Annotated in this window: 23 protein-coding genes and 1 pseudogene; 22 read left to right on the top strand and 2 right to left on the bottom strand. The window is 70.1% G+C overall.

The annotated features are described in order from the left end of the window. Window positions 1-22 precede the first annotated feature (22 nt). The 13 genes from ACWEPL_RS25395 (at window position 23) to ACWEPL_RS25455 (ending at window position 15734) form a co-directional block, all read left to right on the top strand. Window positions 23-1978, top strand: coding sequence for an NACHT domain-containing protein (locus ACWEPL_RS25395; RefSeq protein WP_452437625.1), 1956 nt, complete (start codon window positions 23-25; stop codon window positions 1976-1978). A 59-nt stretch (window positions 1979-2037) separates the two neighbouring features. Continuing rightward, window positions 2038-2415 (top strand): hypothetical protein, encoded by a 378-nt coding sequence (locus ACWEPL_RS25400; RefSeq protein WP_363981160.1) that lies wholly within the window; start codon window positions 2038-2040, stop codon window positions 2413-2415. A gap of 19 nt (window positions 2416-2434) precedes the next feature. Next, on the top strand, window positions 2435-3325 hold the full coding sequence (locus tag ACWEPL_RS25405) for a DMT family transporter (protein ID WP_452437626.1): 891 nt from the start codon (window positions 2435-2437) through the stop codon (window positions 3323-3325). Then, the gene (locus ACWEPL_RS25410) at window positions 3322-3945 is read left to right on the top strand and encodes a GntR family transcriptional regulator (RefSeq protein WP_363981166.1); all 624 of its coding nucleotides are present in this window, start codon (window positions 3322-3324) and stop codon (window positions 3943-3945) included. The genes ACWEPL_RS25405 and ACWEPL_RS25410 overlap by 4 nt, the downstream gene beginning before the upstream one ends. Window positions 3946-4013: 68 nt before the next feature. Then, window positions 4014-4370: a hypothetical protein gene (locus ACWEPL_RS25415; RefSeq protein ID WP_350733499.1), complete on the top strand. Its 357-nt coding sequence runs from the start codon at window positions 4014-4016 to the stop codon at window positions 4368-4370. A 269-nt stretch (window positions 4371-4639) separates the two neighbouring features. Beyond that, entirely contained in the window at window positions 4640-6094 is a 1455-nt protein-coding gene (locus ACWEPL_RS25420; RefSeq protein ID WP_363981170.1) for a sugar transferase, read from the top strand. A 2-nt stretch (window positions 6095-6096) separates the two neighbouring features. After that, complete coding sequence (locus tag ACWEPL_RS25425) at window positions 6097-7164, top strand: glucose-1-phosphate thymidylyltransferase (protein WP_350733503.1); 1068 nt, start codon at window positions 6097-6099, stop codon at window positions 7162-7164. After that, entirely contained in the window at window positions 7161-8087 is a 927-nt protein-coding gene (gene rfbB / locus ACWEPL_RS25430) for a dTDP-glucose 4,6-dehydratase (RefSeq protein ID WP_452437627.1), read from the top strand. Before ACWEPL_RS25425 ends, rfbB begins: the two co-directional genes overlap by 4 nt. Before the next feature lie 25 nt (window positions 8088-8112). Further along, on the top strand, window positions 8113-8964 hold the full coding sequence (gene rfbD, locus ACWEPL_RS25435) for a dTDP-4-dehydrorhamnose reductase (RefSeq protein ID WP_452437628.1): 852 nt from the start codon (window positions 8113-8115) through the stop codon (window positions 8962-8964). Then, entirely contained in the window at window positions 8949-9908 is a 960-nt protein-coding gene (locus ACWEPL_RS25440; RefSeq protein WP_363981180.1) for an endonuclease/exonuclease/phosphatase family protein, read from the top strand. Before rfbD ends, ACWEPL_RS25440 begins: the two co-directional genes overlap by 16 nt. Window positions 9909-9960: 52 nt before the next feature. Then, window positions 9961-10740, top strand: coding sequence for a WecB/TagA/CpsF family glycosyltransferase (locus ACWEPL_RS25445; RefSeq protein ID WP_452437629.1), 780 nt, complete (start codon window positions 9961-9963; stop codon window positions 10738-10740). Further along, the gene (locus tag ACWEPL_RS25450; RefSeq protein WP_452437630.1) at window positions 10737-11852 is read left to right on the top strand and encodes a hypothetical protein; all 1116 of its coding nucleotides are present in this window, start codon (window positions 10737-10739) and stop codon (window positions 11850-11852) included. Before ACWEPL_RS25445 ends, ACWEPL_RS25450 begins: the two co-directional genes overlap by 4 nt. A 69-nt stretch (window positions 11853-11921) precedes the next feature. Further along, on the top strand, window positions 11922-15734 hold the full coding sequence (locus ACWEPL_RS25455; protein WP_452437631.1) for a LamG-like jellyroll fold domain-containing protein: 3813 nt from the start codon (window positions 11922-11924) through the stop codon (window positions 15732-15734). Here ACWEPL_RS25455 and ACWEPL_RS25460 read toward each other — a convergent pair. After that, window positions 15731-16561: a glycosyltransferase gene (locus ACWEPL_RS25460; protein WP_350733515.1), complete on the bottom strand. Its 831-nt coding sequence runs from the start codon at window positions 16559-16561 to the stop codon at window positions 15731-15733. The two genes, ACWEPL_RS25455 and ACWEPL_RS25460, sit on opposite strands and share 4 nt — an antisense overlap. Beyond that, window positions 16555-17112 carry a dTDP-4-dehydrorhamnose 3,5-epimerase gene (gene rfbC, locus ACWEPL_RS25465; RefSeq protein ID WP_350733516.1) on the bottom strand — a complete coding sequence of 186 codons (558 nt, stop codon included), beginning with the start codon at window positions 17110-17112 and terminating at the stop codon, window positions 16555-16557. The genes ACWEPL_RS25460 and rfbC overlap by 7 nt, the downstream gene beginning before the upstream one ends. On the opposite strand from rfbC, the pseudogene ACWEPL_RS25470 reads away from it, so the two are divergent. From ACWEPL_RS25470 to ACWEPL_RS25510, 9 genes and pseudogenes are all read left to right on the top strand, one after another. Continuing rightward, window positions 17111-17392: pseudogene (locus ACWEPL_RS25470) on the top strand (class I SAM-dependent methyltransferase); the annotation flags it as partial. The gene rfbC and the pseudogene ACWEPL_RS25470 overlap by 2 nt on opposite strands. Before the next feature lie 84 nt (window positions 17393-17476). Next, a complete protein-coding gene (locus ACWEPL_RS25475; protein ID WP_449903045.1) occupies window positions 17477-18415 on the top strand; it encodes a class I SAM-dependent methyltransferase in 939 nt (312 codons plus the stop codon). Next, the gene (locus ACWEPL_RS25480; protein WP_355206657.1) at window positions 18412-19191 is read left to right on the top strand and encodes a sugar phosphate nucleotidyltransferase; all 780 of its coding nucleotides are present in this window, start codon (window positions 18412-18414) and stop codon (window positions 19189-19191) included. Before ACWEPL_RS25475 ends, ACWEPL_RS25480 begins: the two co-directional genes overlap by 4 nt. Next, complete coding sequence (locus tag ACWEPL_RS25485; RefSeq protein ID WP_350733522.1) at window positions 19188-19835, top strand: PIG-L deacetylase family protein; 648 nt, start codon at window positions 19188-19190, stop codon at window positions 19833-19835. The genes ACWEPL_RS25480 and ACWEPL_RS25485 overlap by 4 nt, the downstream gene beginning before the upstream one ends. Continuing rightward, the gene (locus ACWEPL_RS25490) at window positions 19835-20851 is read left to right on the top strand and encodes an NAD-dependent epimerase/dehydratase family protein (protein WP_397373622.1); all 1017 of its coding nucleotides are present in this window, start codon (window positions 19835-19837) and stop codon (window positions 20849-20851) included. The genes ACWEPL_RS25485 and ACWEPL_RS25490 overlap by 1 nt, the downstream gene beginning before the upstream one ends. Then, window positions 20848-22113 (top strand): DUF4910 domain-containing protein, encoded by a 1266-nt coding sequence (locus ACWEPL_RS25495; protein WP_452437632.1) that lies wholly within the window; start codon window positions 20848-20850, stop codon window positions 22111-22113. The genes ACWEPL_RS25490 and ACWEPL_RS25495 overlap by 4 nt, the downstream gene beginning before the upstream one ends. Then, a complete protein-coding gene (locus tag ACWEPL_RS25500) occupies window positions 22101-23090 on the top strand; it encodes a hypothetical protein (protein ID WP_397373624.1) in 990 nt (329 codons plus the stop codon). The genes ACWEPL_RS25495 and ACWEPL_RS25500 overlap by 13 nt, the downstream gene beginning before the upstream one ends. 11 nt (window positions 23091-23101) lie before the next feature. Further along, complete coding sequence (locus tag ACWEPL_RS25505; RefSeq protein ID WP_363981205.1) at window positions 23102-24577, top strand: oligosaccharide flippase family protein; 1476 nt, start codon at window positions 23102-23104, stop codon at window positions 24575-24577. A gap of 15 nt (window positions 24578-24592) precedes the next feature. Further along, on the top strand, window positions 24593-25471 hold the full coding sequence (locus tag ACWEPL_RS25510; RefSeq protein ID WP_350733531.1) for a glycosyltransferase family 2 protein: 879 nt from the start codon (window positions 24593-24595) through the stop codon (window positions 25469-25471). The last annotated feature ends 3 nt before the right edge of the window (window positions 25472-25474 follow it).

Consider the following 25474-nt stretch of genomic DNA (forward strand, 5'->3'; position numbering starts at 1 on the left):
GGCACCTGCCATGGCTCCGAGCATGCAGCCCGTTGTCCGCACGATGGTCCGGAGGCACGCCGGCGTGGCGCGATCACGCTCAGACATTCGTGGGTGGTACTGGTGGGCGCTGGTCGCCACGATCGTGCTCGTGCCGTCCTGCTGCATCGCCCTGGCCGTGTTCTTCGTCTCGGAGGGACTGGAGAACGCCGACCGGTGGGCCAGCGTCGGGGGCTTCTCCGTCAGCGTCCTCGTCGCCGCCGCGGCCTCGATCGGCTGGTTACGGCAGCGCGCCAAGGAAGTGGGCGACCTCGGCACCCTCGACGAGGCCGAGCCGGCGGCGGACGTCGAGGCCGCGCGCGCCGATCGGCTGGCCGCCAGGGTCCGGCAGGTGTGGGAGTCGGAGGAGTTACGGCAACGCCTGCTCGACCCGCAGCCGCTGCCCGTCTCGTGGCGCACGCTCGGCCCGCCGGTCAGCGATCACTGGCGGGTCATCGGGGGCGACGACACACCCGTCGACCTCGACGGCACCCTGGACGATCTCTACCAGACCTTCCACACCAAGCTCCCCAGCATGCGCCTGGTCGCGCTCGGCGAGCCGGGCGCCGGCAAGACCTCCCTGGTCATGCGCTTCGTTCTGGCCTGCCTGGCGGCCCGCGACAAGTCAGGCGACCCGGCCGCGCCCGTGCCGGTGATCCTGAGACTGTCGACCTGGAGTCCGTCGGACAAGTCGCTGCGCGCCTGGATCTACTCACGCCTCCGCGAGGACTACGCCTTCGACGAGCCTCTGGGCACGGACCGCCTGCTGCTCGTCCTCGACGGGCTCGACGAGATGCGGCAAGCCGATCGCGAGACAGCCCTGACCAAGATCAACGCCGCGTTCGGCTCCACTCGTCCGGTCCTCCTGACCAGCCGTACCGGCGAATATCTGGCCACCATCGACTCCAGGGAGGCCGATGTCCTGACCGCCGCGGCCGTGATCGAGCTCAGGCCGCTCGACGCCGTCGCCGTCCGCGACTACCTGACCGTCACCACGAAGCCCGCCCGGCTCGCCGAGTGGGACGGTGTGTTCGCGCAACTGGCCGCGCATCCGGACGGAGAGCTCGCCCGCGGGCTCTCCACCCCTCTGGCCCTGTCGCTGGCCCGGGTCACCTACGCCGAGCGCGCCGCCGACCCGGACGACCTGCTCGCCTTCACGAGCAGGCGTGAGGTGGAGGCCCACCTCCTGACGCAGATCGTTCCCGCGCTCTATTCGGACCCGTCAGGGCATCCGAGCTCGCCCTGGCGCGCGAACGACGTGCACAGGTGGCTCACCTTCCTCGCCCGGCATTTCCGCACTCAGGGCATCTCCGGGGCGGCCTTGGGGGACAGGGTCGCGCCTGTGGCGAGCAGCGTGATCACCGGTCTCGTGGCCGGTCTGGGCACCGGCGCGGCATTCGGCCTCGCGGCGGACGCCTCTCTGGGCGCCATCGCAGGTACGGCCATGGCGCTGGGCATCTTGGGTTACTACGCCTTCGCCAACACGGTTCCGGAGCGTAGGAGCCAGTGGGGGGCATGGGCCGCCGCGGCGGTGTGCTTCGCCGCCGTTCACTGGTACCTCGCGGCGGGAGACAGCCTGCCGGCCGGTGCCGCGAGCGGCATCGCGGCGGTGGCCGCGCTCTGGGCCCTCACGGTGTTGTCGCCTGCCCTGATCGCTCTTCAGGCGGTGATCCTCTCTTTCGCCGTCACGCTCGGGATCATCGGTGGGCCCGCCGCCTCGCCGTACGCGCTCGCCCTGGCGGCGCTGGCCGTGGTCGTCTTCATGACGATTCTGCAGACTTCCCGCACGAGCTTCGTCGTGGCGCGCATCTTGCTCGCCGCGACCGGCCGGCTGCCATGGGATGTGACGGCGCTCCTGGAGGACGGCTACCAACGAGGTGTGTTCCGGAAAGTGGGCGGCCTGTACTACTTCCGACACGACCTCCTGAGAGTGCGGCTGGCCCACCCGCACCGCTCTTAGTGCAGGGGCAACAGCGGGACGAATGGCCACGTACCGCCCCGCTGATCTACCCTTTCTTGGTGGACAGCGAGAGCCTGGCCGCAGCCGGTCTCCTGGAAGCCCTGAGCCGGGCGTCAGGGATGCTCGCGGAATTACGTCACCCGTTCGCCAGAAGCGAGCCCTTCTCCTATTTCCTCCCGCCCGCGGGCGCCCGCGTCGGCACCGGCCTCACGCTGCCCGACGGCCGCGAGGTCCGTTTCGAGATCTCCATCGCCGTCTTCGCCGGCGCCTTCCACATCGAGGGGTCGATCACCGCGGAGGACGAGACGCTGTTCGAGCTCCCGCGCAAGAGCGTGCCGGACATCCATGACGCCCTGGCCGTGCTGGACGACTACGCGGGGGAGGTGGTGGCCCCGGCGGGGCGGCTGATCGACCAGCAACTGGACGAAATTGTCTAATTGTCAGACAATGGCGAGCATGAGAAACGGACCACTCGCCGTTGTCGCTGCCTCCGTGCTCTGGGGCACGGCCGGGACGGCAGGACTGCTCGTCTCCGCCGACTCCGTCGCGCTGGCCGCCGCGCGGCTGGTCATCGGGGGGACGGTGCTCGCGCTCGTGGCCGGGGCCGGCGTCAGGAAGGCGATCAGGCCGGGCCTGCTGCTGGCCGCCGTCGCGGTGGCCGCGTACCAGCTCTGCTTCTTCGCCGCCGTCGGCCGCACGGGGGTCGCCATCGGCACCGTGGTGGCGATCGGGAGCGGGCCCGTCTTCACGGGGTTGCTGTCCTGGCTCCTCCACGGTCACCGGCCGAGCGGGCGGTGGGCCGCGGCGACTGCGGCGGCCATCTGCGGGTGCGCCGCGGTCATCGTGGGAGGCGGGGCCGAGGCCGGCGGGCAGACGGTCTCGGGAGTGCTGTTCGCGCTGCTCGGCGGCCTGGTCTACGCCTTCTACGCGGTCATGGCGGCCCGGGCGATCGGCCGCGGGACCGAGTCCAACGCGGTCATGGGGGTCATGTTCGGCGGCGCGGCACTGATCATGCTGCCCGTCCTGCTGGCGAACGGGGTCGCCTGGATGGGCGAGCCGCGCGGGCTGCTCGCCGTCGTCTACCTGGGCCTCGGCACCACGGCCCTGTCCTATTTCCTGTACGGCAGGGGCCTGCGGACCACGCCGGTGGCCACGGCCGCCACGCTGGCCCTGGCGGAGCCGGCCGTCGCGGCGCTGCTCGGCCTGGTGGTGCTCGGCGAGCGGCTGGCCCCGATCTCGATCGCGGGCCTGGTGCTCCTCGCGCTGAGCCTGGTGGCCGTGGCGATCCCGGAGAAAGTACGCGAGCAAGAGCTTCTGCCGGAAAGGGAGCTAGAGTCGCAGCCGTGACGTTGCCGCTCAGACCCGTCTCCACCGTCGGCGCGCTCGCCGACGCCCTGCGCGGCAGGGTGCTGTCCGGCGAGATCCCGCCCGGCACCCCGCTGCCCGAGCAGGAGATCGCCGCCTCGTACGGCGTCGCCAGACCGACCGTGCGGGAAGCGCTGGCGAGCCTCGTCCACGAGGGGCTGCTGAGACGCGAGCGCAACCGCAGCGCTTATGTCCCTGAGGTGACGCTTTCGGACCTCGACGATCTCATGTACGTCCGCAGGCCGCTCGAAGACCTCATGGCGCAGGCCGTGGCCGGGCAGCGGGTTCCCGGGGCGGAGGCCGCACTGCACCGGATGGCGGCCCTGCCCGCCGACGCGCCCTGGTCGGAGTGCGTGGCCGAGCACATGGCGATGCACCAGGCGCTGATCGAGGCCGTGGGGAGCCCCCGGCTCGAACGGCTCTACGGAGTCCTGGCCGCGGAGACGCGGCTCGGGACGGTGCGGCTCCGGGAGGTCTACACGGACCGGGACGTCCTGGTGCGCGAGCATCGCGAGCTGCTCGACGCCATCGCCGACGGCCCGGAGGACGCGGCCAGGGCGGCGGTGGCCGCGCATCTCAGCCACTCGTGGGGCGGTCACTGACGGGGTCAACCGCACCATTGTGTGCGAACCCTTGCGGGACAGCCCCTGAACTCGCAAGAATCGCGCCCATGCACGGCAATCCGATGCCGGACTCCTACGTATATGTCACGGAAGAGGGCGTCACCCGTCACTACGCGGACGGTAGCGTCGAGGCTCTCGCCTGGGAGGACGTGGTGGAGGTCCGTGTCGTCACCGAAGCCGAAGCCGGGGAGGACGTCCTCTACATCCTGCTCGACCGCGACGGCGACGGTTGTGTCGTGCCGCGTTCGGCCACGGACGCCACCTTCCTGGCGCGGCTGCGCTATCTGCCGGACTTCGACCTCGATCGGCTGGCCCTGGCCGCCGACTCCGCGCGTGACGGGGTTGTGGTCGTCTGGCGCAGTCCTGACCCGCCGTCCGCATTGCCGGATCTGGAGTACGACTAGCGGCTTGATTCGGCGGCAACCTGCCGAAATTCCACCGTAAACCGTACATTTTGCCAGCTAGACCGCTGCACTTATGGATCGTTCCGTCAAGCCCTTCAGCTGCTGAGCCCTCGTCCGATTGTGGACATTGGACGTTATTCCCCGTACCGGAATCGATCTTTACTCTTTAGTGGGGGCCGCCGCCCTTGATTGTGCGTGGGACATGTCAACCCATGTGGTTCAAGGAACGTCCTGTTATCGCGGTGCACAAGAGTTCTCAGGGTGGTGCTATGAGGGTGGGGACTGGGGAGTCCGTTGTCGTGCTCCTCGGGGCCGTGCCACGCCGCGCGTCGAGCATCTGGACGCGCGCGTACCTACGGCTCCTGTTAGGCGGTGATACGACATGCGCACTGCTGGCATGCGTATGCGTGCTGAGCATCAGGCTCATCGCCGGGGTGTTCATTCCGTGGGTCGAGTTCATGCTCGGACTCGGCCTGATCGTCGCCTGGCCCGTCGCGCTCATGATGGGCGGCGCGTACCGGCAGCGTGCCAACGGCGAGGGAACGGACGAGTTCAAGGCCGTCTTCAACGGCGGTGTCGGCCTGATGGCGACCGTCGCCATCCTGGCCTACGCGACGCAGACCGCGGTCGCCCGCAGCTTCGTGATGGCGATGCTGCCGCTGGCGCTGCTGTCCACGCTCTACTTCCGCTACCGGATGCGTAAGCGTCTCCACCGAAGGAGAGCGGTGGGCGACTACATGCGTCAGGTGATCGCGGTCGGGCACCGGGAGTCGATTCTCGACCTGGTGATGCAGTTCAGGCGGCAGCCGCACCACGGAATGCAGGTGGTGGGAGCCTGCCTTCCGGACAGCGCGATGGACATCGACCTCGACGGCATCCCCGTGCTCGGCTCCTTCGGCGACGTGGCCACGGTGGTCGAGCGCGTGCAGGCCGACGCCGTGGCCGTGCTGGCCTGCCCGGAGCTGGACGGAGCCGCGCTGCGCCGGCTGGCCTGGAGCCTGGAGACCGCGCGCACCGACCTCTTCGTGGCCCCCGCACTCATGGACGTGGCCGGGCCGCGTATCAGCATCAGGCCGGTCGCGGGGATGCCGCTCCTGCACCTGGAGCACCCCGAGTTCGACGGCACCAAGCAGGTCGCGAAGACCGTCTTCGATCGCCTGGTCGCGGCGGCCGCCCTGCTGCTCCTGGCGCTGCCGCTGCTGGCCATCGCGCTGGTGATCCGCCTCACCAGCCAGGGGCCGGCGCTGTTCCACCAGATCAGGGTCGGCAAAGGCGGCAAAGAGTTCCATGTAGTGAAATTTCGTACGATGGTGGTTGATGCGGAGCGGCTCAAGAGCGCACTTCTGGAAGCGAACGAGTTCGACGGCGTGCTCTTCAAGATTAGGAACGATCCAAGAATCACGCGGGTAGGCGCTTTCCTGCGGAAATACTCGCTCGACGAGCTGCCCCAGCTGCTGAACGTGCTCCGAGGAGAGATGTCCCTGGTCGGCCCCCGCCCGCCGCTGCCGGAGGAGGTGGGCCAGTACGGCGCCGACGTCCGCCGCCGGCTGGTGGTCAAGCCGGGCATGACCGGGCTCTGGCAGGTCAGCGGCCGCTCCAACCTGAGCTGGGAGGAGTCCGTACGCCTCGACCTGCGGTACGTGGAGAACTGGTCGCTCATCCTCGACCTGCAGATCCTCTGGAAGACCTGGTCCGTCGTCACCCGTGGAGAAGGGGCTTACTAGCGGTGAAAGCACTCGTGCTCGCCGGGGGGTCGGGCACACGGCTCCGGCCCATCACGCACACCTCGGCCAAGCAGCTGGTGCCGGTCGCGAACAAGCCGGTCCTCTTCTACGGGCTGGAGGCGATCGCGGCGGCGGGGATCAGGGAGCTTGGTCTGGTGGTCGGCGACACCCACGCGGAGATCGAGTCCGCCGTGGGGGACGGCTCGGCCTTCGGGCTGCAGGTCACGTACCTGCGACAGGAGGCCCCGCTCGGGCTCGCGCACGGCGTGCTGATCGCCAGGGAGTTCCTGGGCGACGAGGACTTCGTCATGTACCTGGGCGACAACTTCGTGGTGGGCGGCATCAACGACCTGGTGGACAGGTTCGCCCGCGAGCGGCCCGCCGCCCAGATCATGCTCACCAGGGTCGGCGACCCGCGCCAGTTCGGGGTGGCCGAGCTCGACGCCTCCGGCCGGGTGGTCGGCCTGGAGGAGAAGCCCGCCCGCCCCAAGAGCGACCTGGCGCTGGTCGGCGTCTACCTGTTCAGCCCGGCCGTCCACGAGGCGGTGGCCGAGCTCAAGCCGTCGTGGCGGGGCGAACTGGAGATCACCGACGCGATCCAGTGGCTGATCGAGGCGGGCCTGCGCGTCGAGTCCTCGGTGATCTCCGGCTACTGGAAGGACACCGGCAACGTCACCGACATGCTGGAGGTCAACCGGCTGGTCCTGGAGTCGGTCGAGCCCAGCGTACGCGGGCAGGTGGACGACGCCAGCGAGCTGGTGGGCCGGGTGGTCGTCGCGGAGGGGGCCGTGGTCGAGCGGTCCAGGATCGTCGGCCCGGTGATCATCGGCCACGGCGCGCGGATCCGTGACAGCTACGTCGGCCCCTTCACCTCCATCGGCGCCGACTGCGCCGTCACCGGCAGCGAGATCGAGTATTCGATCGTGCTGCCCAGGGCCTCCATCGCCGGGGTCGGCCGCATCGAGTCGTCGCTGATCGGCCATGACGTCGAGGTCACCCCCGCGCCCAACACGCCCAGAGCCCACCGTCTCGTGCTGGGCGATCACAGCAAGGTACAGATCAGTTCATGACCCGGATCCTGGTGACGGGCGGTGCGGGCTTCATCGGCTCGCACTTCGTCCGCAATCTGCACGATATGTACGTCACGGTGCTGGACAAGCTCACGTATGCCGGCAACCGGGCCAACCTTGAGGGAGTGCGGCACGAGTTCGTGCACGGGGACATCTGCGACGCCGAGCTGCTCAGGAGCGTCGTCCCCGGCCACGACCTCGTGGTGAACTTCGCGGCCGAGTCGCACGTGGACCGTTCGATCGAGGGCGCGGCCGAGTTCATGCGCACCAACGCGCTGGGCACCCAGACCCTCCTCCAGGCGTGCCTGGAGGCCGGGGTGCCGAAGGTGGTCCAGGTGTCGACCGACGAGGTGTACGGGTCGATCGACATCGGCTCGTGGGACGAGGACGCGCCGCTGCGCCCGCGCTCGCCGTACGCGGCGTCGAAGGCCGCCGGCGATCTGATCGCCCGGGCCTACGCGATCACCTACGGCCTGAACGTCTCGATCACCAGATGCGGCAACAACTACGGGCCGGGACAGTACCCGGAGAAGCTCATCCCGCTGTTCCTGACGAACCTGATGCGCGGCCGGAAGGTCCCCCTGTACGGCGACGGCGGCAACGTCCGCGACTGGATCCACGTCGCGGACCACTGCGCCGGCATCCGGCTGGTCGCCGAGAAGGGGGAGCCGGGCGAGGTCTACAACATCGCGGGCACGGCCGAGCTGACCAACAAGGAGCTGACCGGCCGCCTGCTCCAGGCCTGTGGCAGGGGCTGGGACGCGGTCGAGTACGTCGAGGACCGCAAGGGCCACGACCGCAGGTACTCGATGGACGACGCGAAGCTGCGGGCGCTCGGCTACCGGCCGGAGATCCCGTTCGAGCAGGGGCTGAAGGACACCGTCCGCTGGTACGCCGAGCACCGGGACCGGTGGACCTCGTGATCGATCGGTTGCGCCGGGAGGCGGCATGAGGTGGCTCATCACGGGCGCCGGCGGCATGCTCGCCGCGGACGTCCTGGACAGGGCGGCATTGACGGGAGAGCCGGTGCTCGCGCTCGGGCGGGCCGAGCTGGACCTGTGCGACAGGCGCGCGGTGCGTGACTTCGTGTCCGCCTACCGGCCGAGAGTCGTGATCAACTGCGCCGGCTGGACCGCGGTGGACGACGCCGAGGCAAGCGAGGCGGAGGCGCTGGCGGTCAACGGGCATGCCGTGCGCTGGCTGGCCGAGGCCTGCGACCTGGCGGGGGCGCGGCTGGTGCACGTCTCCACCGACTACGTCTTCGACGGGGACGGCGTGGTGCCGTACGCGGAGGACGCGCCGACGGGGCCGATCAACGCGTACGGGCGGACCAAGCTCGCCGGGGAGTACGCGGCGCTGGAGCACGGGCACTACGTGGTGCGCAGCGCCTGGCTCTACGGCGCGGGCGGCGCGAACTTCGTGTCGACCATGATCCGGCTGGCGGCCGAGCGGCCCACGGTCGACGTGGTCGACGACCAGCACGGCCAGCCGACCTGGGCGGCCGACCTGGCGGACTATCTCGTCCGGCTGGCCCGGTCGGACCTGCCGCCGGGCGTCTACCACGGCACCAGCGCGGGCGAGACCACCTGGTGCGGGTTCGCCAAGGAGATCTTCAGCCTGCTCGGCGCCGACCCGGACCGCGTGCGCCCGGTGACCAGCGAGGCCTTCCCCCGCCCGGCCAAGCGGCCGGCCTACAGCGTGCTCGCGCACGCCCGGGGGGAGCCGATCCGGCACTGGCAGGCGGCGCTGCACGCGGCCTGGCCGGTGCTGATGCGTGGACGCCGGTGCAGCGTCGTCTGAGGGACTCGATGCTGTGGCTCATGGTCGCGGGCCTCGCCGGGTGGGCGGGACTGCGCCTGTGCGGATGGGAGCCGAAGTTCGTCTGGTCCCAGCTCGTGTCGTTCACGCCGTACGCGGCCGTGCTCGCGCTGGTGCCGCTGGGGTTCGCGGTCTTCTTACGCTCCGGGGCGCTGCTGGCGGCCGCGCTCGTCGTGACCGTCGCCTTCGCGGTCATCGTGCTGCCGCGCGCGATCCCGGAGGGCAACCCGCCCGCCGGCGGCCCGGTGCTGCGGGTGATGGCCGTCAACCTGCTGCACTCTTCCGTGCTGCCGCCCGACCTGGTCGACGCGGTCGAGCGCGAGCGGCCGGACGTGCTGCACCTGCTGGAGTTCACCGACCTGATGCGGCAACGGGTGGAGGAGCTCGGGCTGGGGCGGCTGCTGCCGTACAAGATCGTCCTGCCGGGGGAGGACTCCCAGGGAGCGGCGATCTACTCGCGTTACCCGCTGCGGCCGGGGGACGCGCCGATCGCGGCCCCCGCCTTCGTGGAGAGCCCGCGCCACCTTCCCGCCGTCGTCACCCTGCCGGGCGGGCGGGAGGTGGACCTCGTCGCGGTCCACGCGTGCGCGCCCTCCGAGGGCTGGCGTACGGCGTGCTGGGCGTCGAGCATCCGGGCGCTGCCACCCGCCGGAGGACGCCTGCGGGTGCTGGCCGGGGACTTCAACTCCACCCTGGACCACGCGGTGCTGCGCGACCTGATCGCCACCGGCTACCGGGACGCCGCCGACGTCACCGGCAAGGGGCTGGCCATGACCTGGCCCTATTACCAGCAGCCGCGGTTGTTCCCGAAGGTGGCCATCGATCATGTGCTGGCCGACCCCCGGATCGCGATCCGGAGCTTTCAGACCCTGCGGATGCCCCGGACGGACCATCGCGCGACGCTCACCGAGCTGGTCCTCCCGTGATGTCACGTTTCCGGAGCCGGAACCGATATGTCATGGACACCCAGGGGGATGGATGACGAGGTTGCCGGAGCAGGCCTCCAGGAAGACCATACTCGGCACCACACTGGACGCCCTCACCATGCGTCAGGTGATCGCGCGGTGCGTGGCGGCGGTCTCGGAGAACAGGAGGCTCACCATCGGCGTGGTGAACGCCGCCAAGGTGGTCAACATGCGTACGGACGCCGCGTTACGGCAGTCCGTGGTCGACAGCGATCTCGTGCTGGCCGACGGGCAGGCGGTGGTCTGGGCGGCGCGGATGCTCGGTCACCGGCTTCCCGAGCGGGTGGCGGGCATCGACCTGTTCACGGAGCTGATGGCCGAGGGGCACCGGCGCGGCTACCGCGCCTATTTCCTGGGCGCGACCGACGAGGTGCTGGCCCGCGTGCTGGCACAGGTACGGCTGCGCTACCCCGGGCTGGGCATCGCCGGTTCGCGCAACGGATATTTCCCGGTGGAGGACTCGGCCGAGGTCGCCGCCGAGATCGCCGAATCCCAGGCCGACCTGCTGTTCCTCGGCATCACCTCGCCGAAGAAGGAGATCTTCATCCGCGAGTGGGGCGAGAGCACCCGGGCGCGGATCATCCACGGCGTGGGCGGCTCGTTCGACGTGCTGGCCGGGCACACCCGCAGGGCGCCGGTGCGCTGGCAGCGCCTGGGCCTGGAATGGCTCTACCGCATGCTGCAGGAGCCGTTGCGGCTCGGTCCGCGCTACGTGCGGACCAACGGCAGATTCCTGCTCCTGGTGCTCCGGGAGCGGGCCGGTGTCAAACGCAGGATCGAGGAGACGACGTGACGGATCACCGGATCGCTCTGCTGAGCTCCGGACATCAGGACTTCGTGACGGGCATGGTGGACCTGTCCGTGCGCGGGCTGCCGCCGGGCTACGCCGACGGCGAGTTCGTGTTCACCCGCCGGGGCCGCCAGAACGACGACGGGACGTGGACGGCGGTGCCGGAAGGGCGCAGCATCCGTTACTCGGCGATCGTCGCGCTCGGCGTGGGGACCCTGACGGAGCAGCGGCAGCGGGCGGCCCTGGCCGGTGACAGCCTCCTCGACCTGGTGGGCAACCTGATCAAACGGCTGCCGGAGGTGACGGGGGTCGGCGACGCCGCGCTGATCTGCTGGGCGGCCGCCGAGGCCGGGCACACCGATCTGGATCTGGCGCTGAGCCGGCTCGCGGAGCTGGACGCGGACGGCCCGATCTACACCGTCGAGGCGGCGTGGGCGCTGGCCGCCCTGGTCGCGGCCGGCGTGACCGACGGCCGGGCCGAGCGCGCCCGTGAGCGGCTGCTGGCCGGGCTGGCGGGCAACCGGCTCTACCCGCACGCGCTCGGCAAGGGGGCGCTGGTCCCCCGGTACCGCGCCCACGTCGGCTGCTTCGCCGACCAGGTCTACCCGCTGCAGGCGCTGGCCAGGCTGCACGCCGCCACCGGCGACGCCGAGGCGTTGAGCGCGGCCGAGCAGGTGGCGGAGGGCATCTGCCACGCGCAGGGCCCGCAGGGGGAGTGGTGGTGGCACTACGACGCCCGTACCGGGTCGGTGGTCGAGGGCTATCCGGTCTACAGCGTCCATCAGCTGTCGATGGGGCCGATGGCACTGCTCGACCTGGCCGACGCGGGGGGCACCGCCTACGTGGCGGAGATCTCCAAGGGCCTCGACTGGATGATCGAGCGGCCGTCCTTCGTGCTCGAGGAGCTCGCTCTGACGTGGCGCAAGGAGGCCAGGGCGGATCCCCGCAAACTGGTGCGCGGGGTGCGGGCCGTGGCGACGGGGGTGCATCAGGGGATGCGCCTCGGCGTGCTGGACCGGATCTATCCGCCGGTCGCCGTCGATCGGGAGTGCCGGCCGTACGAACTGGGGTGGTTGCTGTACGCGTGGCTGTCCACTTGTGGACAGCCCTCGTGACTTCCGCCTGATTCGGTGCGATAGATCGAGTTCAGGGCTCGGGGGAGTTTCGGCTCAAGGGGGGTTCTCGTGTTGAGGCGGCTTCGCCATGCGCTCCTTTCCGTCCTGCTACTCACCACCGGCCTGACGCTCATCGCGCCGTCCGCGGCGCAGGCGCTGCCGGGCAGCTTCCAGAGACAGGTCGTCTTCAGCGGACTGACCAACCCGACCAACATCGAGTTCGCCTCGGACGGCCGGGTGTTCGTCGCCGAGAAGAGCGGCCTGATCAAGGTCTTCGACTCGATCACCGACACCACACCGGCGATCTACGCCGACCTGCGCACGCAGGTGCACAACTTCTGGGACCGCGGGCTGCTCGGCATGGCCCTGCACCCGAACTTCCCGGCCGACCCGCGCATCTACGTCCTGTACGCCTACGACGCGGTGCCCGGCGGCACCGCGCCGCGCTGGGGCACGACGGGCGTGAGCGCCGACCCCTGCCCGACCCCGCCCGGCGCCACCGGCGACGGCTGCCTCATCACCGGGCGCTTATCCTCGCTGGCGCCCTCGGGAGGCTCGGTCGCCGAGACCCCGCTGATCACCGACTGGTGCCAGCAGCACCCCAGCCACTCCGTCGGCGACCTCAAGTTCGGCCCCGACGGCATGCTCTACGCCAGCGGCGGCGACGGTGCCAGCTTCAACTTCGCCGACTACGGCCAGGACAACCTGACCAGCTCCGACGTCACCCCGGACAACCCGTGCGGCGACCCGCCGTCGCCGGTCGGCACGGCGCTCACCCCACCGGCCGCCGAGGGCGGCGCGCTGCGCTCGCAGGACCCGCGCACCGGCGGCGACCCCGCGGCACTCAACGGCACCGTCATCAGGATCGACCCGAACACCGGCGCGGCCGCCCCCGGCAACCCGAACGCCGGCAGCAGCGACCCCAACGTGGCCAGGATCATCGCCTACGGCCAGCGCAACCCGTTCCGTTTCACCATCCGGCCGGGCACCGGCGAGGTCTGGGCCGGTGAAGTCGGCTGGAACACGTGGGAGGAGATCAACCGGATCGCCGACCCCACCGGCCCGGTGAAGAACTTCGGCTGGCCCTGCTACGAAGGCGCCGCCAGGCAGGGCGGCTACGACAACCTCAACCTGACCCTCTGCGAGAACCTCTACGCGGAAGGCGCCGCGGCGCACGCCCAGCCGTACTTCTCCTGGAACCACGGCTCCAGGCCCGCGCCGAACGACCCGTGCCCGTCCGGCGGCTCCTCCTCCAGCGGCGTGGCCTTCTACAACGGCGGCCCCTACCCCGACACCTACGACGGCGCGATGTTCTTCTCCGACTACAGCCGATCGTGCGTCTGGGTCATGACGAAGGGGGCCAACGGCCTGCCCGACCCGGCCACCATCACCACGTTCGACTCGGGCATGCCCGCCGTGGAGCTGCAGACCGGCCCCGGCGGCGACCTCTTCGCGGTCGACTTCACCAACGGGCAGATCATCCGCTACCTCTACAACAACACCCCGCCGACCGCGGTCATCGGCGCGAGCGCCACGTCGGGCAACGCGCCGCTCGCGGTGAACTTCACCTCCGCCGGATCCGCGGACGCCGACGGCGACCCGCTCACCTTCCGGTGGGACCTGGACGGCGACGGCGACTTCGACGACTCCACCTCGGCCGCCCCGTCCTTCACCTACACCCAGCCGGGCTCCTACGTGGTGAAGCTGCGCGCCGACGACGGGCGCGGCGGCCTGGGGGACGCCACCGTCACGGTCAACGTGGGCAACACGGCGCCGACCGCGACCATCAACTCCCCGTCGGCCACCCTCACCTGGGCGGTCGGGGACACGATCGCGTTCTCCGGCACCGGCACGGACGCCCAGGACGGCACGATCCCGGGGTCGCGGATGTCCTGGAAGCTGATCATGCATCACTGCCCCGGCACCTGCCACGAGCACGAGATCACCACGTTCACCGGCGCGAGCGGGTCCTTCGCCGCTCCGGACCACGAATACCCCGCTCATCTGGAGCTCAGGCTGACCGTGACGGACGCGCACGGCCTCACCGACACCAAGAGCGTGACCCTCCAGCCGAAGACGGTGAACCTGACCTTCCAGACCGCGCCCACCGGGCTGCAGCTCGGCTTCAACAGCGAGCAGACCGTCGCCCCCTTCACCCGGACGGTGATCGTGGGCTCCCACAACTCGGTCTCCGCGCCCTCGCCGCAGAGCGCCGACGGCTTCAGCCACACGTTCACCTCCTGGTCCGACGGCGGCGCGGCCAGCCACAACCTCACCGCGCCCGCCACCGCGGCGACCTACACCGCGACCTACCAGCGGTCACAGACACCGGACGGCCTGGTGGCCGCCTACGCGATGGACGAGGGCGGCGGCACGGCCGTCGCCGACGCCTCCGGCAAGGGCAACAACGGCACGGCCGCGAACACCGCGTGGAACGTGACCGGCAAGTACGGCCAGGCGCTGTCGTTCAACGGCACGTCGAGCTGGGTGACGGTGGCCGACTCCACGTCGCTGCGGCTGACCGGCGGGATGACGTTGGAGGCGTGGGTACGGCCCACGAGCGTCTCCGGGTGGCGGACGGTGCTGATGAAGGAGTTCGGCGCCGATCTGGCCTACGCGATCATGGGCAGCGGGAGCAGCGGCCCGGCGGCGTTCATCTACACCTCGTCGGGGGCCAACGCGCCGGCGGCGAGCAACCTGCCGTTGAACACCTGGAGCCATGTGGCGGCGACGTATGACGGGTCGACGTTGCGGATGTTCGTGAACGGCACGCAGGTCGCCACGAACCCGACGGGCGGCAACCTGCGTACCGGGACGAGTCCGTTGCGGATCGGCGGCAACAGCGGTTCGGGTGAGTACTTCAGCGGCCTCATCGACGAGGTCCGCGTCTACAACAAGGCGCTCACCGCGGCGCAGATCACCACCGACATGAACACCCCCGTCGGCCAGCCGGGACCGCCCGACACCCAGGCGCCCACCGCACCGGCCTCGCTGGCGGCGACCGGCGGTCCGGGCAGCGCCCAGCTGACCTGGACGGCCTCGACCGACAACGTGGGGGTGACCGGGTACACCGTCCACAGGTCCGCCACCGCCGGGTTCACCCCGTCCGGCGCCAACCAGGTGGGCTCGACCGCGAGCACGTCGTTCACCGACTCGGGTGTCGCGGCGGGCACGTACTACTACCGCGTCGTGGCCTTCGACGGGTCCAGCAACACCAGCCCGTCGTCCAACGAGGCGTCGGCCGTCGTGACCCAGCCGCCCACGGTCAGCGGGCTGGTGGCCGCCTACGGGATGAACGCGGGCAACGGCACCGCCGTCGCCGACGCCTCCGGCAACGGCAACAACGGCACGGCCACCGCGGCCACCTGGTCGGCCGGCAAGTACGGCCATGCGCTGTCGTTCAACGGCACGTCGAGCTGGGTGACGGTGGCCGACTCCGCGTCGCTGCGGCTGACCGGCGGGATGACCCTGGAGGCATGGGTACGGCCGGACAGCGTCTCGGGGTGGCGGACGGTGCTGATGAAGGAGTTCGGCAGCGATCTGGCCTACGCGATCATGGGCAGCGGGAGCAGCGGCCCGGCGGCGTTCATCTACACCTCATCGGGGGCCAATGCTCCGGCGGCGAGCAACCTGCCGTTGAACACCTGGAGTCATGTGGCGGCGACGTATGACGGGTCGACGTTGCGGATGTTCGTGAACGGCACGCAGGTCGCCACCAATCCGACCGGTGGCAACCTGCGTACCGGGACGAGTCCGTTGCGGATCGGCGGCAACAGCGGTTCGGGTGAGTACTTCAGCGGCCTCATCGACGAGGTCCGCGTCTACAACAAGGCGCTCACCGCGGCCGAGATCACCACCGACATGAACACGCCGGTCGGTTAGTCCCGGCTGCTCTCGTCACGCAGCCAGGTGGTGTAGTCGCCCGCGCGGATCGCGCGGGCGGCTCTCCGCCTGGCCAGCACCGCCACCATGACGAAGACGACCGCCGCGCCCACCAGGCGCGGGTCTCCGGCCACGATGGCCAGCAGATCCCGCATGCCCGTGCGCTCCCCGGCCGTGGCCGAGGCCTGCTCCAGCTCGCTCACGCTGGTCGTTGCCCGCACCCGGCGGCGCATCAGGTCGGCGACGGTACGCGGAGTCTGGATCACCGCACGCGCGCCGGCCACGATCACGCGCTCGTCCGGCGTGAACGCCAGCGAGGCGGCCAGATCGTCGGCCATCGCCGGCGGCAGCGCACGGATCCGCGCGTTGCCCTCGTCGTTCACCGCGATGACGCCGCGGCCGAACAGCCCGGCGCGCACGTGCGGCAGCCGCGTCCAGATCGCGTAGTAGGCCCGGATCGGCCACGGGCGATCGGCCAGCGCCAGCTCCCGCTCGGGCGCGGCGGCGAGCGGCCCGTCCGGCGCGGCCAGCACATCGGCCAGCGCGCGGACGGAGGCGGTGCTCAGCTCGATGTCGGCGTCCACGTACAGCCGGGGATATCCGCGTGCCGCCTCGTCCCCCAGCCGCAGCGCCTCGCGCTTGGAGGGGACCGGCGTCGTCACGACACGGACGTCGTACGGCTGCGCCGCGGCCACCGTGCCGTCGGTGCAGCCGTTGGCCACCACCACGACGTCGAACTCGCCGGGCGCGGCCTCCCGGAGCAGGCCGTCCAGCAAGCGGCCGATCACCTTGGCCTCGTTGTGGGCCGGTATCACGACACTTACCACGATGGGAGTATCCCCGCTTCCTGAGCCTGCTTGAGCGTGGGCGCCGCGCCGTCCTTGGCCGAGAGGATCGGCTCCCCGTCGAGCGGCCATTCGATGCCGAGATCCGGGTCCAGCGGGTGGACGCCGTGCTCGCGCGCCGGGTCGTACGTGGTGGAGCAGAGGTAGAGGACGGTGGCCGACTCGCTGAGCGCCATGAAGGCGTGCCCCAGGCCCTCGGAGAGGTAGATCCCGCAGCGCGACACGTCGTTCAGCCGCACCGCCTCCCACCGGCCGAAGGTGGGCGAGCCGACGCGCACGTCCACGACGACGTCGAGCACCTCGCCCGAGACGCACATGACGTATTTGGCCTGGCCCGGGGGGACGTCGGCGAAGTGGACGCCGCGCAGCACGCCGCGTCTGGAGACCGAACAGTTCACCTGCGCGAGGTCCATCGATTGCCCCAGCGCCTCCCGCAGGTCGGCGGCGCGGAAACTTTCCAGGAAGTCGCCCCGCGGATCGCTGTGGATGCGGGGGGTGTAGACAAATGCTCCACTGATGCTCAGGTGCTTCATGAAGATACTTGTAACACTCCTTGGCGCCCACCCGAAGTACGGCTGTGGGTTTGCCATAGGGGGAAATCTTGTCATTTTCGGGTGGGGCCCATTGTTGAGGACATCGTGCCGGCTGTGTGGTTCGGCCGACCTGGTCGGTGTGGTGGATCTCGGGGCGACTCCGCCCTGTGAGCTCTTCCTCACCGCGGAACAGCTCGACGAGCCCGAGCTCACTTATCCACTTCACCTGCGGGTCTGCACCAGTTGCTGGTTGGCGCAGATACCGCCGCTGATCACACCGGAAGAAACTTTCACCGAATACGCCTACTTCGCGTCTTATTCCGCCTCATGGGTGGAACACGCACGGCAGTTCGTCGACTCCGCTGTGGAACGTTTGAAGCCGTCGTTCGTGGCCGAGGTGGCCAGCAACGACGGCTACCTGTTGCAGCACGTCGTCGAGCGCGGCATCAGGTGTCTGGGCATCGAGCCGTCGGCCAACGTGGGACAGGCGGCCAAGGACAAGGGCGTGCCGACGCTCACCGCGTTCCTCACGCCGGAGACGGGCGCTGCGGTGCGGGCCGAGCACGGGCCGGCCGACCTGGTCGTGGCCAACAACGTCTACGCGCACATCCCCGACGTGGTCGGCTTCACCGAAGGCCTGCGGGCTCTGGTGGCCGACGACGGGTGGGTGTCGATCGAGGTCCAGCACCTGCTCACGCTCATGGAGCTGAACCAGTACGACACGATCTACCACGAGCACTTCCAGTACTACACGGTCGCCTCCGCGCAGCGGGCGCTGGCCTCCGGCGGGCTGACGCTGGTGGACGTCGAGCTGCTGCCCACCCACGGCGGATCCATCCGGCTGTGGGCCCGGCCGTCGGGGAGCCCGTCCGATCGGGTGCTCGACGTGCTCGCGCGGGAGAAGGCGGCCGGACTTCACGATCTGTCCGGTTACGCCGGGTTCGCCGACCGGGTCGCACGCGTCCGCCGCGACCTGCTCCGCTTCCTGATCGACGCCGCGGAGGAAGGCAAGACGGTCGTCGGTTACGGCGCGCCGGGAAAGGGCAACACGCTCCTCAACCACTGCGGCATCCGTCAGGACCTGCTGGCCTACACGGTTGACCGCAACCCCTACAAGCACGGCAGATTCACTCCGGGCACCCGGATCCCCATCGCCGCTCCGGAGCGCATCGCTCAAGATCGCCCGGACTATGTGCTGGTCCTGCCGTGGAACCTGCGCGAAGAGCTCACCGCTCAGCTCTCCTATGTGCACGAATGGGGAGGCCGTCTGGTCTTCCCGATCCCACACCTGGAGGTCGTGTGAAGGTTGTCCTGTTCTGTGGAGGCTTCGGCACGCGCATGCGTACGGGTGTGCCGGGCGAGGTGCCCAAGCCGATGGCGCTCGTCGGCCCGCGGCCGCTGCTCTGGCACGTCATGCGTTATTACGCGCACTTCGGGCACAAGGAGTTCATCCTGTGCCTGGGCTACGGTGCCCACCACATCAAGGACTTCTTCCTCGGCTACCAGGAAGCCACGTCCAACGACTTCGTCTTACGCGGCGGCAAGGTCGAGCTGCTGTCGAGCGACATCTCCGACTGGTCCATCTCGTTCGTGCAGACCGGGACCAACTCCCCGATCGGCGAACGGCTGCGCCGCGTCCGTCACCACCTGGACGGCGACGAGATGTTCCTCGCGAACTACGCGGACGTGCTCACCGACGCGCCGCTGCCCGACATCATCGACCGCTTCACCGAGTCGGGCGCGGCCGCCTCGATGATGGTCGTGCCGCCGTCCCAGACCTTCCACTGCGTGGACGTGGGCGAGAACGGCCTGATCGGCGGCATCTCGCCGGTCAGCGAGATGCCGGTGTGGGTCAACGGCGGCTATTTCGTGCTGACCCAGGAGGTCTTCGAGCACATCCCGGAGAACGGCGACCTGGTCGCCGACGGCTGCGTGGAGCTGGCCAAGCGCGGACGCCTGCTGGCCTACCCGCACCGCGGCTACTGGCGGCCGACCGACACCGTGAACCAGCGCATGGAGCTGGACGAGGCCTACTCCCGGGGCGAGCGCCCGTGGGCCCTTTGGGAACGGTCCCGGTGATCGGTCTGCGCGCGGGGCGGCTCGACGGCATCGTGGCGCTCGCCGCGCACTGTGACGACCTGGCGATCGGGGCGGGCGGCAGCCTGCTGACGGTCTGCGCCGCCCGCCCCGGCATCCGCGTGGACGCGCTGGTGCTGTCCGGCGGCGGCACCGAGCGCGAGGACGAGGAGCGCGCGGCGCTGGCGGACTTCTGCCCGGGCGCCGAGCTACGCGTCACCGTGCTGAAGCTGCCCGACGGCTACCTGCCGGCCAGGTGGGAGGAGGCCAAGGCCGCGGTGGAGGAGCTGCGCGCCCGTACCGACCCCGGCCTGATCTTCGCACCCTGGCGGGGCGACGCCCACCAGGACCACCGCGGGCTGGCCAAGCTGGTGCCCACGGCCTTCCGCGACCACCTGACGCTCGGCTACGAGATCGTCAAATGGGACGGCGACCTCGCCGCGCCCGCCGTTTTCCAGCCGCTGACGGAGGAGGTGGCGGAGCTGAAGGTCGATCTGCTCCAGCGCCACTACGCCTCCCAGCGGCATCGGCCCTGGTACGACCGCGAGGCGTTCCTGGGCCTGGCCCGCATCCGCGGCATCGAGTGCCACGCGCGCTATGCCGAGGCGTTCCACGTTTCCAAGCTCACCGTCGATCTGGAGAACTGATGCGGGTACTTCTCACCGGTCACCAGGGCTACCTGGGCACCGTGATGGCCCCCATGCTGGCCGAGGCCGGGCACGAGGTGGTCGGCCTGGACTCCGGCCTGTTCGCCGACTGCCTGCTCGGCCCCGCGCCCGAGAAGGTCGAGGCGCACGCGGTGGACCTGCGTGACGCGGGTCCCGAACACGTGGCGGGATTCGACGCGGTGATCCATCTGGCCGCGCTGTCCAACGACCCGCTCGGCGCGCTCGCGCCCGACCTGACCTACGACATCAACCACCACGCCTCGGTCCGGCTGGCCAGGCTGGCCAAGGAGGCGGGCGTGCGCCGCTTCCTGTACGCCTCCACCTGCTCGGTCTACGGCGCGTCCGGCGGCGAGGAGCTGCTGGACGAGAACGCGCCGCTGCGGCCGGTGACGCCGTACGCCGAGTCCAAGGTGCGGGTCGAGGACGACCTGGTCACGCTGGCCGACGACGACTTCACGCCGGTGTTCCTGCGTAACGCCACCGCCTTCGGGTTCTCCCCGAGGCTGCGCGCCGACATCGTGCTGAACAACCTGGTCGGCCACGCGCACCTGACCGGCGAGGTCCGGGTGCTGTCCGACGGCACGCCCTGGCGCCCGCTGGTCCACGCCAGGGACATCGCCGAGGCCTTCGCGGCGGCTCTCGTCGCGCCCCGCGAAGCCGTGCACACGACGGCCTTCAACGTCGGCACCGAGGTCAACAACGTGACCGTCGCCGAGATCGCGGCCGAGGTCGTCGCCGCGGTGCCCGGATCGACGCTGAGCATCACGGGCGAGACGGGATCCGATCCGCGCTCCTACCGCGTCGACTTCTCCCGGATCAGGTCCGAGCTGGGCTACGAGGCGCGCTGGACGGTCAAGGCGGGCGCGGTGGAGCTGATCGACGCCTACCGCGAGCACGGTCTGACGAAGCAGGACTTCGAGCGCCGCTTCACCCGGCTGGCCCGGCTCGCCGACCGGCGCGAGGCCGGCACCGTCGACGACACCCTGCGCCCATGACCGGCGCGGAAATGCACGACCTGGTACGGCGGCTCTACCCGCTGTGCCGGAGCATCACCGGCGACGGGCTGCGGCAGACCCTGGAGATCATCGGCGAGTCGATCCCGCTGGAGATCACCCAGGTGCCGACCGGGACCAAGGTCCTCGACTGGACGATCCCCCGGGAGTGGAACATCCGCGACGCCTCCATCAAGGACGCCGCGGGGAACAAGGTGGTCGACTTCCAGGACTCCAACCTGCACGTCGTGGGATACAGCGTGCCGGTCGAGGCCACGATGTCCCTGGAGGAGCTGCGCGGGCACCTGCACACCCTGCCCGAACAGCCGGACCTGATCCCGTACCGGACCAGCTACTACGCCGAGACCTGGGGCTTCTGCCTGAGCCAGAACACCCTGGACGGGATGGCCGACGGCCCGTACGAGGTCAGGATCGACTCCACGCTGGCCGACGGGTACCTGACCTACGGCGAGTACGTGGTCCCCGGCAGCAGCTCGCAGGAGGTGCTGATCTCCTGCCACGTCTGCCATCCCTCGCTGGCCAACGACAACCTGGCCGGCGTGGCGGTGGCCGTCGCCCTGGCGCAGCGGCTGTCCGACCCCTGGTACACCTACCGGTTCATCTTCGCGCCCGGCACCATCGGTGCGATCACCTGGCTCGCCCTGAACCGGGAGCGCACCGACCGGATCAGGCACGGCGTGACCCTGGCCTGCGCGGGGGACAGCGGCACGATCACCTACAAGCGCAGCAGGCGCGGCGACGCCGAGATCGACCAGGTCTTCGCACACGTGCTGAAGGGCCGGCCGCACACCGTCCTGGACTTCTCCCCGTACGGCTACGACGAGCGGCAGTACTGCTCGCCGGGGTTCAACCTCGCCGTCGGCTCGTTGACCAGGACGCAGTACGGCGGATACCCGGAATATCACACCTCGGCCGACAATCCGGATTTCGTGCGTCCCGAGGCGATGGAGGACACCCTTGAGACGCTGTGGACGGCCGTGCGGGTTCTGGAGGGCAACCGCCGCTACCAGAATCTCAGCCCGTACGGCGAGCCCCAGCTGGGAGCCCGGGGCCTGTACGGATCACTCGGCGGGCGCAGTGACACGAAACAAGCGCAGATGGCGATGTTGTGGGTGTTGAGCCTTTCCGACGGGCTGAACAGTCTCCTGGACATCGCGGAACGGTCGAACCTGCCGTTCCAGGCAATAGCGGACGCGGCACATGCCCTGCAGAACGCGGGCCTGGTGAAGGAGTGGATGGGTTGAACCTGGCGCTGAAAGTCGGCGACGTGGTCGAGGTCCTCAGTGCGGAAGAGATCCTCGCCACGCTCGATGACAAGGGGGAGCTGGACAGCCTCCCTTTCATGCCGGAGATGCTGCGATTCTGCGGGCAGCGGCTCACCGTTCACAAGGTGGCCAACAAGCTCTGCGACACGATGACCAGGACCGGGATGCGGCGCATGGAGGACGCCGTCCATCTGACGGGCTCCCGCTGCGACGGGTCGGCCCACGGCGGCTGCCAGACGGCCTGCCTGCTCTACTGGAAGACCGCCTGGCTCAAGCGGGTGGACGGGCCGCCCACCTCGGAGCCGGCCGTCCGCCCCGAGCGGCCGCTGCTGCCGATCCTCGAGGTCAACACCCGGAGGGAGCCGGGGCCGGAGGGCGAGGAGCGCTTCCGCTGCCAGGCCACGGAACTGCTGCGCGCCGCCCCTGAACGGCTCCCGTTCCGGGACATGAGCCAGTACGTCACCGACATCCAGGTGGGCAACGCCGGGGTCGGACCGACCCTGCGCACGCTCTTCTTCGGGATGTTCAACCGCTACCAGCGCCTGTCCAGGAAGTTCCCGAAGTGGTTGCGCATCAAGGGCGGCCTGGCCTGGGGCTTCGTACGGCCGGGCCCGCACGCCGGCCCCACGCCGACGGGAACGACCGACCTCCAGCCGGGTGAGCTGGTGCGGATCAAGTCCAGGGACGAGATCATCGCCACGCTGAACGCCAAGGGGTTCAACCGCGGGCTGGGCTTCGAGGAGGACATGGCGCGTTCGTGCGGCCGCGTCGCCCGCGTGAGCGCCCGCGTCGAGCGCTGCATCGACGAGAAGACGGGCGAGATGCTGGAGATGAAGAACCCCTGCATCGCGCTCGAAGGAATCATCTGCGACGGCGTCTACAAGTCCAACTGCCCCCGCGCGTTCGTCCCGTTCTGGCGGGAGATCTGGCTGGAGCGGATCAGCGAGCCTAGCTAGGGAAGGCCGGCATGGCAGACCAATCGGGCCCGGACATCAGCGACATCGGGCGCAAGGCGGGCCGAGGGGCCGTGTGGAGCTTTCTCGGCACACTGGTCACCCGCGCGGGCTCGTTCATCCTCGGCCTGATTCTGGCCAGACTCCTCGCGCCGGCGGACTTCGGCGTCTACGCCGTCGCGCTCGCGGCCACCCAGTTCGTCATGGTGGTCAAGGACGTCGGCGTGATGTCGGCCGTCGTGCAGTGGCGCGGGCGGCTGGAGGACATCGCGCCCACGGCGACGACCCTGACCATGATCTCCGCACTGGGTCTGTACGGGATCTTCTGGGTCGGCGCGCCGTACTTCTCGGCGCTGGCGGGCAGCGCGGAGGCCACGTCCGTGGTGCGCATCCTCACCGCGGTCATCCTCGTCGAGGCGGTCACCGCGGTGCGCAGCGCGGCCCTGTTGCGCTGGTTCCGCACGGGCAAGAACGCCAAGGCCGTCCTCGCCGGCTTCCTGGTCAACGCGCCGGTGGCGATCATCCTGGCGGTCAACGGGGCGGGCGCGTACAGCTTCGCCTGGGGGCAGCTCGCGGGTGCCGTGGTCACCGGCGTCTTCATGCTGCTCTACGCGCGCCTGCCCTACCGGTTCGGGTTCGACCGGCAGATCGCGGCCAAGCTGCTGCGGTTCGGCATCCCCTCGGCGGCGGGGATCGCGCTGGAGATCATGCTGCTCAACGTGGGCTACATCATCGTCGGCAACATCATGGGCGACGCGTGGCTGGGCTTCTACCTGATGGCCTTCAACGTGTCGAGCTGGGTGCCCGGCATCATCGGCAGCGCCATCCGCATGGTGTCGATCGCCGGCTTCTCCCGGCTGGCCGAGCGCGACGAGGAGTCCCTGTCGCTCGGCGTGCAGCGAACCGTGCCGCTGCTCATCGCCATGGTGCTGCCGCTGGCCGTCTTCATGGCGCTGCTCGCGCACCCGCTGATCATCTTCATCTACGGCCCGAAGTGGGAGCTGGCCGCCGGCGTGCTGCGGTTCCTGGCGGTCCTGATGGTGGTGCGCATGCTCACCTCCTTCGCCCTCGACATCCTGAACGGGCAGGGCGCCACCCGCTCGACGGTCTGGATGAACCTCGGGCACGCGGCGGCGATGATCCCGGCGGTCATCGTCGGCACGCATCTCGACGGCATCCGCGGCGCCGCGATCGGGCAGGCGGCCGCCGCCGTGCTCGTCGCCCTTCCGCTCGCCGTGCTCGCCGTGCAGCGGGCCGGGGTACGGCTCGCCCCGGCCCTGCCGGGACTCGCCCGCCCGGCGGCGGGAGCGCTGGTGTGCGCGGCCGTCATGCTGGGCCTCGCGATGCTGACCCAGGGGAGCCCCCTGGTCCAGCTCATCGTGGCGGGCGGCGGCGGCCTGCTGGCCTACGTGCTGGTCGTGGTGACCCGCGACCAGTTCCACATTGTGAGCGATCGCCTGGTGCGGCTGCTTCCCGCCCGCGCGCGATGACCTCGAGGAGAAGCGATGCTGGTGTCCATCGGAATACCGGTCCGCAACGGTGCGGACCGCCTGGAGGCGGCCGTACGCTCGGCGCTCGCCCAGGACCACGCCGAGATCGAGGTGGTGATCTCTGACAACGCCTCCACCGACGGCACGGAGGAGCTCTGCCGCGAGCTGGCGAGGCAGGACGGCCGCATCGCCTACTACCGGCAGCCGCGTGACCTGCACGTGGTCGGGAACTTCGTGGAGGTGCTGCGGCGGGCGCGGGGGGAGTTCTTCCGCTGGATGGGCGACGACGACCTGCTCGAACCGGGCTACGTCTCCCGGAGCCTGGAGCCGTTCCTGGCCGATGAGCGGCTCATCCTGGTCACCTCGGACGTCAGCTACACCGGGGCGGACGGGACGGTCCACCAGCCCCGCTACCGTGGCACCCGGATGCTCTCCGACGACCCCATCGACCGCCTGGACGAGCTGTGGGACGTCGTCACCACCCAGCACCACGGACTCGACCCCCTCTACGGCCTGATGCGGCGGGAGCAGGTGGCCGCCGTGCCCCGGCCGCTGATGATCCGCGAGGACGAGGTCTACGCCACCATGCTCGCGCTGACCGCGCCCTGGGGTCACGTGCCGGAGACGCTCGCCCACCGCAACCTGCGCGAGCGGCGCCTGCCCGGGATCGCCGCGGCGCTCGGGGTGCCGGCCTGGACCGCGCATTTCGCCACCACGCTGCAGTTCCGGGCGATGTACCGAGCCGTGCGGCTCATGGAGCTGTCCACGGAGCAACGCAACCGCGCCCACGCCGTGCTGCTGCGTACCTACTATCGCCGGCAGCACCAGATGCTGACGCACCGCAGCCGCAAACTCGCCGGGTTGGCCGCCCGACTCGTCTCCTCGAAAGGGTGATCT

The sequence above is a fragment of the Nonomuraea sp. NPDC004186 genome (assembly GCF_053603495.1).